This is a genomic window from Pseudomonas sp. SbOxS1 (assembly GCF_013416725.1).
Classification (GTDB): domain Bacteria; phylum Pseudomonadota; class Gammaproteobacteria; order Pseudomonadales; family Pseudomonadaceae; genus Aquipseudomonas.
This window is the reverse complement of sequence record NZ_JAAVXC010000003.1, coordinates 144,059-155,893: the sequence shown is the minus strand read 5'-3', so window position 1 is coordinate 155,893 and position 11,835 is coordinate 144,059. Positions and strand designations below refer to the sequence as shown.

General features: G+C 63.8%; 10 protein-coding genes. 7 read left to right on the top strand and 3 right to left on the bottom strand.

Features of this window, described 5'->3' with window-relative positions; translation table 11 throughout:
* Positions 1 to 9 precede the first annotated feature (9 nt).
* From kdpB to HFK74_RS04930, 4 genes are all read left to right on the top strand, one after another.
* Entirely contained in the window at positions 10 to 2,067 is a 2,058-nt protein-coding gene (gene kdpB / locus HFK74_RS04945; RefSeq protein ID WP_180202587.1) for a potassium-transporting ATPase subunit KdpB, read from the top strand.
* A 67-nt stretch (positions 2,068 to 2,134) separates the two neighbouring features.
* Positions 2,135 to 2,680, top strand: coding sequence for a potassium-transporting ATPase subunit KdpC (kdpC, locus tag HFK74_RS04940; RefSeq protein WP_180202586.1), 546 nt, complete (start codon positions 2,135 to 2,137; stop codon positions 2,678 to 2,680).
* A 131-nt stretch (positions 2,681 to 2,811) separates the two neighbouring features.
* Positions 2,812 to 5,463 carry a sensor histidine kinase KdpD gene (locus HFK74_RS04935; RefSeq protein WP_180202585.1) on the top strand — a complete coding sequence of 884 codons (2,652 nt, stop codon included), beginning with the start codon at positions 2,812 to 2,814 and terminating at the stop codon, positions 5,461 to 5,463.
* 48 nt (positions 5,464 to 5,511) lie between these two features.
* Positions 5,512 to 6,210, top strand: coding sequence for a response regulator (locus HFK74_RS04930; protein ID WP_180202584.1), 699 nt, complete (start codon positions 5,512 to 5,514; stop codon positions 6,208 to 6,210).
* Positions 6,211 to 6,255: 45 nt separating this feature from the next.
* Here HFK74_RS04930 and HFK74_RS04925 read toward each other — a convergent pair whose 3' ends face one another.
* Complete coding sequence (locus HFK74_RS04925; protein WP_180202583.1) at positions 6,256 to 7,296, bottom strand: patatin-like phospholipase family protein; 1,041 nt, start codon at positions 7,294 to 7,296, stop codon at positions 6,256 to 6,258.
* Between the two features lie 217 nt (positions 7,297 to 7,513).
* On the opposite strand from HFK74_RS04925, the gene HFK74_RS04920 reads away from it, so the two are divergent.
* The 3 genes from HFK74_RS04920 to HFK74_RS04910 all read left to right on the top strand — a co-directional run bounded on the left by HFK74_RS04920 (position 7,514) and on the right by HFK74_RS04910 (position 9,651).
* On the top strand, positions 7,514 to 7,792 hold the full coding sequence (locus tag HFK74_RS04920; RefSeq protein WP_008061821.1) for a hypothetical protein: 279 nt from the start codon (positions 7,514 to 7,516) through the stop codon (positions 7,790 to 7,792).
* 76 nt (positions 7,793 to 7,868) lie between these two features.
* Positions 7,869 to 8,627: a CHAD domain-containing protein gene (locus HFK74_RS04915; RefSeq protein ID WP_180202582.1), complete on the top strand. Its 759-nt coding sequence runs from the start codon at positions 7,869 to 7,871 to the stop codon at positions 8,625 to 8,627.
* A 226-nt stretch (positions 8,628 to 8,853) separates the two neighbouring features.
* Positions 8,854 to 9,651, top strand: coding sequence for an acyl-CoA thioesterase II (locus HFK74_RS04910; RefSeq protein ID WP_180202581.1), 798 nt, complete (start codon positions 8,854 to 8,856; stop codon positions 9,649 to 9,651).
* Here HFK74_RS04910 and HFK74_RS04905 read toward each other — a convergent pair whose 3' ends face one another.
* A complete protein-coding gene (locus tag HFK74_RS04905; RefSeq protein WP_180202580.1) occupies positions 9,652 to 10,017 on the bottom strand; it encodes an Mpo1-like protein in 366 nt (121 codons plus the stop codon). It lies immediately after the preceding gene.
* Between the two features lie 219 nt (positions 10,018 to 10,236).
* Positions 10,237 to 11,718, bottom strand: coding sequence for a methyl-accepting chemotaxis protein (locus tag HFK74_RS04900; protein WP_180202579.1), 1,482 nt, complete (start codon positions 11,716 to 11,718; stop codon positions 10,237 to 10,239).
* Between the last annotated feature and the right edge of the window lie 117 nt (positions 11,719 to 11,835).

Genomic DNA, 11,835 nt, shown 5'->3' with positions numbered 1-11,835 from the left:
GAGCTGATGATGAATATGCCCGCAATCAAACCGGTCGCTGCCAAGGCGCCGGAACAACCCAAAACCGCGATCTCGGCCCTGTGGCGCCCGGCGCTGGTGCAAGCCTTCGTCAAGCTTGACCCAAGGCAATTGCAGCGAGCGCCGGTGATGCTGGTGGTCGAGCTGACCGCGATCCTCACCACCGTGCTCTGCTTCGTGCCGGACACTGCGGTACCCACTTTCGTTGCCGCGCAAATCGCGGTATGGCTGTGGTTCACCGTGCTGTTCGCCAACTTCGCCGAGGCCCTGGCCGAAGGTCGCGGCAAGGCCCGTGCCGACAGCCTCAAGGCCGGTAGCGAGGGCTTGAGCGCCCGGCGCAAAACCAGCAGTGGCAGGTTTCAAGTGGTGCCGGCCGCCAGCTTGCGCAAAGGCGATGTGGTGCGCGTCGAAGCGGGGGAGATGATCCCCGGGGACGGCGAAGTGATCGAAGGCATCGCCGCGGTCAACGAAGCGGCGATCACCGGTGAATCGGCGCCGGTGATTCGTGAATCCGGCGGCGACCGCTCGGCGGTTACCGGCAACACCCGGCTGGTGTCGGACTGGCTGTTGGTGAAGATCACCGCCAACCCCGGCGAGTCGACCCTGGACCGCATGATCGCCCTGGTCGAAGGCGCCAAACGCCAGAAAACCCCGAACGAAGTGGCGCTCGACATCCTGTTGATCGGCCTGACCCTGATCTTCCTGCTGGTGGTGGTCACGCTGCAGCCGTTCGCCCATTTCGCCAATGGCAGCCTGCCGCTGGTGTTCCTGGTGGCGTTATTGGTCACGCTGATCCCGACCACCATTGGCGGCTTGCTGTCGGCCATCGGTATCGCCGGCATGGACCGCCTGGTGCGCCTGAACGTGATCGCCAAGTCCGGTCGCGCGGTGGAAGCGGCAGGGGACGTGCACGTCCTGCTGCTGGACAAGACCGGCACCATCACCTTCGGTAACCGCCGTTGCTCGGCGGTTCATGCGGCCCCCGGCGTCACCGCCAGGGAACTGGCCGAAGGCGCCTTGCTGGCTTCGCTGGCCGACGACACCGCCGAAGGCAAGTCGATCGTCGAATACCTGCGCGGCTCTCACCCGCAACCGGAGCCGGCTGCCGAGGCGCTGACAGCCGTGCCCTTCAGCGCTGAAACCCGCTTGTCCGGTGTTGACTGTCAGGGGCGCGTGTACCGCAAGGGCGCAGTGGATTCGTTGCTGGCGTTCGTTGGCAAACAGCGTGCTGACCTGCCTGCGGCCCTGTCCCGGGAAATCGACAAGATTGCCCAGAGTGGCGGCACACCGTTGCTGGTTTGCGCCGACGGTAAACTGCTCGGTGCGATCCACCTCAAGGACGTGGTCAAGCCCGGTATCCGCGAGCGTTTCGCCGAACTGCGCAAGCTGGGGATCCGCACGGTCATGGTGACCGGCGACAACCCGCTGACCGCTGCGGCGATTGCGGCTGAAGCGGGCGTGGACGACGTGCTGGCCGAAGCCACGCCGGAGAAAAAACTGGCGCGCATCCGCCACGAGCAGAACGACGGTCGCCTGGTCGCCATGTGCGGCGACGGCGCCAACGACGCCCCGGCCCTGGCCCAGGCGGACGTGGGCATGGCGATGAACGACGGCACCCAGGCGGCGCGCGAGGCGGCGAACATGGTCGACCTCGACAGCGACCCGACCAAGCTGCTGGACGTGGTGCAGATCGGCAAGGAATTGCTGGTGACCCGTGGCGCGCTGACCACCTTTTCCATCGCCAATGACGTGGCCAAGTATTTCGCCATCCTGCCGGCCCTGTTTGCCGCGATCTACCCGCAACTGGGTGTGTTGAACGTCATGCAGCTGCACAGCCCGCAGAGCGCGATTCTCTCGGCGATCGTGTTCAACGCCCTGATCATCGTGGTGCTGATTCCCCTGGCGTTGCGCGGTGTACGCGTGCAGGCGGCGAGCGCGGCGGCGTTGTTGCGGCGCAATTTGCTGATCTATGGCCTGGGCGGGATCGCGGTGCCGTTCGTGGGCATCAAGGCGATCGACATGCTGTTGACTGCGCTGCATCTGGTTTGACTTGCACTGGGTGCCAGATGCACCGCCTTCGCGAGCAAGCTCGCTCCTACAATTCGAGGATTTTGAAATGTCCACAATGATACGCCCGGCCCTGAGCCTGCTGGTCCTGATGACCCTGATCACCGGTGTCGCCTATCCCCTGGTGGTCACCGGCGTGGCCCAGGTCGCTTTCCCGCACCAGGCCAATGGCAGCCTGGTGCGCGATGCCGAGGGCAAGGTCCGCGGCTCTTCGCTGATTGCCCAGGATTTCGTCGGCGACGCCTGGTTCCACCCACGGCCATCGGCCGGTGCCTTTGCCACCGTGTCGAGCAGCGCCAGCAACCTGTCGCCGAGCAATCCGGCCCTGGCCACTCGGGTGATCGATGAGGCCAGCAAACTGCAGGTGCCAGGGCAGGGGCCGGTACCGCTGGCACTGCTCACCACCTCCGGCAGCGGCCTCGATCCGCACTTGCCACCGGCGGCGATTGCCTATCAACTGGCGCGTGTTGCGGCGGCGCGTAATTTGCCGGTGGCGACCCTGCAAAACCTGTTGGATGCGCATATCGAACAGCCGTTGGTAGGCCCGCCGGTAGTGAATGTGCTTGAGTTGAATCTGGCACTGGAAAAACTGTAGATCGGCGGTGATGCCAATCGCGAGCAGGCTCGCTCCCACATTGGAATGCGTACCTCCTGTGGGAGCGAGCCTGCTCGCGAAGACGGCCTCCCAGGCACCACATGAATACCTGAATAAAGAGAACTTAAAGCATGAGCGACTCCGGCCGCGCCGACGCGCTGTTAGCAGACCTGCCCCGAAATGGCCGTGGCCGGCTCAAGGTCTTCCTCGGCGCCGCGCCCGGCGTCGGCAAGACCTACGCCATGCTGCAGGCAGCCCACACCCAACTGCGACAAGGCGTGAAAGTCATCGCCGGCGTGGTCGAGACCCATGGCCGCTCCGAGACCGAAGCGTTGCTCGGCGGTTTGCCGCAACTGCCCTTGGTGCGCTCGATATACCGTGGCGTGGAGCTCGAGGAAATGGACCTCGACGGTCTGCTCGCGGCCAAGCCCCGGCTGGTGCTGGTGGACGAACTGGCCCACACCAACGCCCCCGGCAGCCGTCACGAAAAACGCTGGCAGGACATCCAGGAATTGCTCGCAGCGGGCATCGACGTGTACACCACGGTCAACGTCCAGCACCTGGAAAGCCTGAATGACCAGGTGCGCGGCATCACCGGCGTGCAGGTGCGCGAAACCCTGCCGGACTGGGTGTTGCAGGAAGCTTATGAACTGCTGTTGATCGACTTGCCACCACGGGAGTTGCTCGAGCGTCTGCGCGACGGCAAGGTCTACGTGCCCGAGCAGGCACGGGCGGCGATCGATGCGTTTTTCTCCCAGACCAACCTGACCGCCCTGCGCGAACTGGCGATGCAAACGGCCGCCGCCCAGGTCGATAACGACCTGACCCAGGGCTATCGGCAGATGGGGCAAGCGGCGCCCACGGTGCGCGGTCGCTTGTTGGTCGGCGTCGATGGCGATGCCCAGGCCGAACGCCTGGTGCGGCATGCCAGCCGCGTTGCCCAGCGTCGGCATCTGCCGTGGAGTTTGGTGCATGTGGATAACGGCAGCGCGCGTGACGAGCAGTCGCGGTTGCGCCTGCAAAGTGCCCAGCAACTGGCCGAACGCCTCGGTGGTGAAGTGGTGCTGCTGCGGGCCGGCGAGGTCGCCAAAACCCTGATCCAGCACGCCGCCGAACGCCGTGCCAGCCTGGTGTTGGTCGGCCAGTCGCGGCCGCGCCTGCGTCGTCGATTGTTCGGTGGCGGCCTGGCGGCGCGCCTGCTGCGCAATGCCCGCGGGCTGGAAATCAACGTGCTCGACACCGAGCATGAACAGCATCAGCCACGCCAGCGTTCGATGCAGTCGCAGGTAGGGTTCGACTACGCCCTGGCTGTAGTGGCGACACTGTTGGCCAGTGCCCTGGCCTGGGCGGTGGCGAGTGTGCTGCCGCTGCCGAACATCTCGCTGGTGTTCCTCGCCGCCGTGCTGCTGGTGGCGGTGCGCAGCAGCCTTGGCCCGGCACTGGCCTGTGCGGCGCTGTCGTTCCTGACCTACGATTTCCTGTTCATCCCGCCGAATTTTTCCTTCAGCATCCAGCGCGAAGAAGATGTATTGACCTTGCTGTTCTTCCTGCTGATGGCGGCCCTCACCGGCAACCTTGCGGCACGCCAGCGCCGACAATTGCAGGCCCTGCGCGATACCCAGGAAGAGACCAGCGAACTGCTCGACCTGTCGCGCAAACTCACCGCCGCCACCGATCGGCAGGCCGTGGTCAGCGCGGCGGCCCAGCACCTCAACGGCTGGAGCGATGTGCAACTGTGCCTGCTCGACCGCGACGGCCAGAGCGGCTGGAAAGTCGAAACCGGTGGCCCGCTGGAGTTCACCGAAGCCGAACGCGCCGCTGCCGATTGGGCCTGGCAGCACGATCAACCGGCGGGCGCGGGCACCGGGACCTTGCCGTTCGGTCGTTGGTGGTGGTGGCCATTGTCGGTGGAGGAGGGGCCGCTGGCGCTGCTCGGTGTGTGTGCGAAGGAGGGCCAGACCTTGAGCGGCCAGCGTCGGCGCTTGTTGACCGCGTTGAGCCAGCCGTTGGCCCAGGCGCTGGCCCGCGCACAACTGGCCGATGACCTGGAAGCCGCGCGGTTGCACGGCGAAACCGAGCAACTGCGCAGTGCCTTGCTGGCGTCGGTGTCCCATGATTTGCGCACGCCACTGACCTCCATGCGCGGCAGCATCGACAGCCTGCTGGCCCTCGGCGAAGCCATTCCCCTGGACGATCGCCGTGAACTGCTGGAAGGTACCCGTGACGAAGCCGAACGCCTCGACCGCTACATTCAAAACCTGCTGGACATGACCCGCCTCGGTCACGGCGCGTTGAAGCTGGCGCGGGACTGGGTATCGCCGGCGGACATCGTCGGCAGTGCGCTCAATCGCCTGCGTGCGGTATTGGCCCCGTTGCAGGTCACGACCGAAGTGCCGGCGCAACTGCCGCTGCTGTTCGTCCACGCCGCACTGATCGAGCAGGCCCTGGTCAACGTGATGGAAAACGCTGCGCGTTTTTCGCCCTCCCACGGGCGCCTGCAAGTGCGCGCGGGGGCTGATGACACGGAGCTGTTTTTCTCGGTCAGCGACGAAGGGCCGGGGATACCGGAAGCCGAGCGGGCGAAGATTTTCGACATGTTCTACACCGCCGCCCGCGGCGACCGTGGCGGGCAGGGCACCGGGCTGGGGTTGGCGATCTGTCAGGGCATGGTCGGTGCCCATGGCGGGCGGATCAGCGTTGCCGACGGTATCGATGGGCGCGGCACCTGCATCACCTTGCACCTGCCGTTGCAGGCGCAGCCAGGCTATGAAAGTGAAGCCTGATCGTGCTTGCGTTACTCTCTTGCCACTTCTTTGTGTTGATGTGAATCCATGAGCCAGACCGCGACCATCCTGGTCATCGACGACGAACCGCAAATCCGCAAATTCCTGCGCATCAGCCTCGCTTCCCAGGGCTACAAAGTGCTGGAGGCCGGTACCGGCACCGAAGGCCTGGCGCAAGCGGCGTTGAACAAACCGGACCTGCTGGTGCTCGACCTCGGTCTGCCGGACATGGACGGCCAACAGGTGCTGCGCGAGTTTCGTGAGTGGTCGACGGTGCCGGTGCTGGTGCTCTCGGTGCGTGCCGGTGAAGGGCAGAAAGTCGAGGCGCTGGACGGTGGCGCCAATGACTACGTGACCAAGCCGTTTGGCATCCAGGAATTCCTCGCGCGGATTCGCGCGCTATTGCGTCAGGCGCCGGTGGGTGAAGCCCAGCAAGCGGCGCTGACCTTCGGCCCGCTGACGGTGGACCTGGCCTATCGCCGGGTATTGCTCGATGGCAGCGAAGTCGCGCTGACCCGCAAGGAGTACGCGGTGCTGGCGCAACTGGCACGGCACCCCGGGCGGGTCATCACCCAGCAGCAACTGCTCAAGGACATCTGGGGGCCGACCCATACCGAAGACACCCATTACTTGCGGATCGTGGTTGGGCACCTGCGTCAGAAACTGGCGGACGACCCGACGCAGCCGCGGTTCATCGTGACCGAGGCGGGGGTGGGGTATCGGTTGTTGAGTGAGGGTGGCCTGTAGGAGCTGGCTTGCCAGCGAAGAGGCCCTCACATTCACTCGAGAACCTCAGGAATCCCGCTCATTCTCATACCGATCCAGCGTATCGCGCGCAATCTCGCGCCCCAGCGCGATCAACTCCGGCGCCTTGTAGAACTCGAAAAACCGGCACACCCGCTTCGGCACGTTGATCAGGATGTCCGGCGGATACCCGGCAATCTTGTATTGCGCCAATGAGGTCTGCATCACCTCGAAACTCTGGTTGATCAAATCCAGCAGGGACGCCGGCCCCACGTTGTCGATGATGAACGACCCGGTCGCGGACTTCGGCGCACCGTCCCGCTCAGGCGCGGCCGCCGGTTGTTGGGCTTCGGGGTCGGCCGACTCGACCCAGGGGTTGATCTCCGCCGCTTCGGCCATCAAGGCTTCTTTCTCCAGCCGCAGTAACTGCTCGGCCTGTGTGCGCCGGAACGGCATCTTTGAGCCAAGCGAACTGATCAGGCTGTCGAATCGGGTCTTGAATGCGGCGGGCCGCTGGATCACCGGCATCTTGTAGTGACGCTGGTTGGTGGAGTTGAGGTTGACCGCGATGATCAGGTCGCAATGGCTCGACACCACCGGCACGATCGGCAAGGGGTTGAGGATGCCGCCATCGACCAGCATGCGATTGCCCTGCATCACCGGGGTAAACAGGCTGGGAATCGCCGCCGAGGCACGCATGGCCTGGTGCAGGCAGCCCTCCTGGAACCAGATTTCCTGCTGGTTGGTCAGGTCGGTGGCCACCGCCGTGTAGGGGATGCGCAGGTCTTCGATATTGATTTCGCCAACGATCTTGCGGATCTGCCCGAAGACCTTTTCCCCGCGGATGGCCCCCAGGCGAAAACTGACGTCCACCAGGCGCAACACATCGAGGTAATCCAGGCTCTCGATCCAGTCGCGATAATCATCGAGTTTGCCGGCGGCGTAGATCCCGCCGACCACCGCCCCCATGGAACAACCGGCGATACAGGCGATATCGTAGCCACGCCGTTCGATTTCCTGGATGACGCCGATATGGGCATAACCCCGGGCTCCACCCGAGCCCAACACCAGTGCGACACGCTTTTTCATTGATCGCCCTCGTCTGAATGGTTCAACAATGCACCCAACGAGGGGGGCGCTTCAATCGTCAGGTCGCTCGGCCGCGCGAAAGGGTCGTTTTTTCGACACTCCCAGGCGGCAGATGGGTATTCTCGCCTCGCGGGATTTGCGTTGGCGATGAACGGCACTTTTTGCCCGCCAGACCGTCCTACCTGCATGACTGTTTACCTATCTTGAGGTGTAAGAAATGAAAGCCTGGATCTGTGTGCCACTGATTGCCCTGGCACTGGCCGGTTGTGCCGGCAAAACCGCTTATCGCGACAGCTGCGGCAGCCAGCTCGATGCCGCGTGGCGCGAGCTTGACCTGGCCAAGGCCGAAGGTTTCGCCGGGACCGTCAGCTACTCCAAGGCGTTGTCGCTACTGACCGCGGCCAAGACCCAGCAGCAATTCGAAGGCTTCGAGGGCTGCTCGAAGAAGGCCGAGAAGGCGCGTTTCTATATTCGTGAATCGCGCGCAGGTCGATAGAAGCAGCTACAAGTAATAAGCTGAAAGCTACAAGTCATTTCGCTTGCAGTTGGCAGCTGTTACGGAGCAAATCCCCATGATCGATAGGTTGGTGGCCCGGGTCCTGGGCCTGGAAGTTCGTCTGCTGGCCTGTCAGGCACGCTTGAGTGCCCACACCGACCCTGAGGCCCTGCACGACTTGCGCACCACGGTGCGCCGGTTGCGCAGCCTGTTGCGGCCGTTGCGGGGCCTGCCCGGGGTCGAGCAGCTGGAAGTGGCGGCATCCGGAGTGGGCGACCTGACCACGCCATTGCGCGATCGTGAGGTGTTGGCGGCCTACTTGCTCGAGCACGATCAAGCACAAGCCGCGCAGCGGCGCATGGTGCAAATGGCTAAGGCCTATCCCGCCGTGGCGACCAGTACCGAGCTTGCGCAGTTGCTGATGATCCTCGATGCCTTCCCGCGATTCCTGCGCGCCGCCCAGCGCCAGGGGTTGCTCAAGGGGATCGGCAAGCGCGTTGAAAAGCGCCTTGGCAAACAGTGGAAGAAACTCGACACCGCCCTGCACGATCCGGCCCATGACCGTCATCGTTTGCGCCTGCTGATCAAGCGCGTGCGGTACGGCATCGACGCCTACCCCGAACTGGATCGCCTGCCCAAGGCCGCCATGCCCAGGTTGAAGGCGGCCCAGGGTGCCTTGGGGGACTGGCACGACTGTGTGCAATGGCTGGCCATGGCCGAGAAGGAAGCCGATTTGCAGCCTTGTGTCGCCGTTTGGCAAGCCACCATGGCCGAGGCCGAACAGCGCGCCGACCGGGTGCTGGACAAGCTCAGCAAGGCCTGTTTCAAATCCTGAAACCATCACGGCTCCCCTGTAGGATCGAGCCTGCTCGCGATGGACGTCAACGATAACGCGGGAAACCTGATACCCCGCGGCGCTCTCACGTTCATCGCGAGCAGGCTCGCTCCTACAGGGGGGGCACAGGCGGCTCATCTGTCAGTCAATTTGACCGGAATAGGCACTGTACAGCCCCGGTGAGCTGGTTAAGATCCCATCATCCTTTTCCTGCCTTGAGGTCTTCATGCGCTTTTGCGATCTGCTCGACGCTGTCCGCCGTCAGCCACTGGAACTGTCGATCCCGGCCGGATGGGCGCAAGGCCGTGCCAGTTTCGGCGGCCTGGTGGTTGCCTTGCAATACGAAGCCATGCGCGCCAAGGTGCCGGCAGACCGGCCGGTGCGCTCGCTGGCAATCACCTTTGTCGGCCCGGTCGAACCCGACGTGCCGCTCAGTTTTGAAGTCGAGGTATTGCGCGAGGGCAAGGCGGTCAGCCAGGTGCTGGGCCGCGCGATGCAGGGCGGCCAGGTGGTCACTCTGGTCCAGGGCAGCTTCGGCGCCTCGCGTCCATCGGAAGTAGCGGTGCAGGCTGTGCCGGCGCCAGAAATGAAGCATTGGGACGACTGCCAGGAACTGCCCTACATCGAGGGCGTGCTCCCGCAATTCATGCAGCATCTGGCAATGCGCTGGAGTGTGGGCGGATTGCCGTTCACCGGCAACACCTCCCGTCAAATGGGCGGCTGGGTGCGCCTGCGCGGTGATGTGAAGGAGGAACCGGTCACCGAAGCGCACATCCTGGCGCTGGTGGATGCCTGGCCGCCGGCCCTGATGCCGTTTTTGAAGAAGCCGGCGATGGGCAGCACGCTGACCTGGACCATCGAATTCGTCCAGCCGTTGCTGGAGCTGAGCACCCTGGACTGGTGCAAATACCTGGTCGAAACCGAGCATGCCGCCGACGGCTACGGCCATGCCGCCGCGAAGTTGTGGGACGTGGAAGGGCGGCTGATCGCCATGAGCCGGCAGACGGTGACGGTGTTCGGCTGATCAATGACGACGGTGGCGCTCCTTCCAGGCGCGCCACCAGCCGCCGCTGAGGAAGTATCGCGGGAAGGTCAGGAATTGCTCGACCAGCAAGCGTGAAACCGCATCCTTGTGATCGCTGAACGGCTCGGACGCTTGCGCCTCCAGGGTATGGCCATGTCGTTGCAAGCCCAGGGCGGCAATCACACCGATGACGCCGATGGCGACATTGGCCAGGTTCAGGCCGAACACCCCGCTGACGATCAGCAGGAAGGCGACGATGAACAACGGCACGGCAATCAGGTGCAACACCAGATTGGTCGGGTGCTGGTGATTGTTCGGGTACGCACGCCATTGCCAGGCGGGAAGGTTGGGGTGACGTTTACCCATGATGCCGATCCTCGATCCATGTTGAACTCATGAATCAAGGATAGGCCCGGTAAATGCACGCGGCGAATCAAGCTTGGCTATCGAAGCGATAGCGGTCATGTTCAATATCGATGTTGGTTCGTAGGAGCCAGGCTTGCCGGCGAAGAACGCTTACGCGGTGCGACAGGTACACCGAGGTGCCCCGTTCGCCGGCAAGCCTGGCTCCTACGGGCTGAACCATTACAGCTTTAACTGCCCGATCGCCTTGCTCAATTGGCCGGCCAACACCGCCAGCTCATCACTGGTGGTCGCCGAGCTGACGGTCTGGCGCACCGTGTTCTCGGTCACATCGCGAATGCTCACCACCGCCCGGTTCATCTCTTCGGCCACCTGGCTTTGTTGCTCGGCCGCCACGGCGATCTGGGTGTTGCTTTCGCGCATCTGCGCCACCGCCCCGGTGATCTGCGCCAAGGCGGCTCCAGCCTCCTGGGCCTGCTGTACGCATTCGTCGGCCTTGAATGAACTCTCCTGCATGAAGTCCACCGCATCGCGAGTACCTGATTGCAAGGCGGACACCATCACGGTGATTTCATCGGTGGAGGTTTGCACGCGCTTGGCCAGGTTGCGCACTTCATCGGCGACCACCGCAAAACCACGGCCCATTTCACCGGCCCGTGCTGCTTCGATCGCGGCGTTCAGCGCCAGCAGATTGGTCTGCTCGGCAATGCTGTGGATCACATTGACCACACCGTTGATCTTCTGGCTGTCCTCGGCCAGGCGCTGGATCATCTCGGCGGTCTGCTGCACCCCGGTAGACAGCCCGGCAATCGATCGCTGCACCCGCATGACCACTTCCTGCCCGCTGCCGGCCAGGGTGTCGGCAGATTGCGACAGGTCGCGGGTGGCACCGGCGTGCTGGGCGATGTGATAGACGGTGGCGGTCATTTCATTGATGGCCGTTGCCGCCTGATCGGTTTCGCTCTGCTGGCCGAGCATGCCGTGACGCACTTCGTTCATGCTCGATGCCAGGCGTGCGGCGCCTTCGTCGAGTTGTCGGACCGTGCTGGCGACAGTGCTCACCACGCCCTGGTAACCGGCTTGCATGGCGTTGAACGCGTTGGCCATCTGCCCGACTTCGTCGCTGCAGGTCAGCGGGACGCGGGCTGACAGGTCGCCGGTTTTTTCAACGTGGAGCATCACGTCTTTGAGGGTATTGAGCTGACTGAGCAAAAAGCGGATCAACAACTGTGAGGCACCGAGCATCGCCAGCATCAGGATGAACACCGCCAGGGCGTAGTTGGCAGCACGCTCGCCGAACACCTGGCCCAGGCTTGGGCCATGGGCAATCAGCGCAACCCGCTGGCCATTCGCGCGGGTGAAGACTTCGGCGCCGATCGGCAGGTTGTCACCGAAATACGGCAGCGCATCGATCTCGACCCAGCCGTTGGCATCGGCCAACGCCTGCAATGGCTGTCCGTTCAGCTGCGGTACCTGGCCGCGATCGAACGTCAGCAGGTTCTCGGCCCTGGGAAGCGGCTGCCCGGCAGGCCAGGCTGCGAGCAGTCGCGCCTGGGCCTGGGCCGATGCCTGGGCGGCATGGCTGCGGGCCTGTTGTTCGAGGTGCACGGCATAAAACACCAGCAGGAGCGTGGTGACGAAGGCGACGGCATTCACCGCCCAGAATTTGTACTTCAGTGAGATGTTGCTAAGCCAGGCACCCATGGAGGTCTTCTCTGATAGCGGAAACAGTTTTGGCAAGGTGCCATTATTGTGCCGCTATTGTTGGGCTGAACGCTTGATGCAGGTCAAGATTGCAAGCCCTGCTTGCAAGCCGCCATC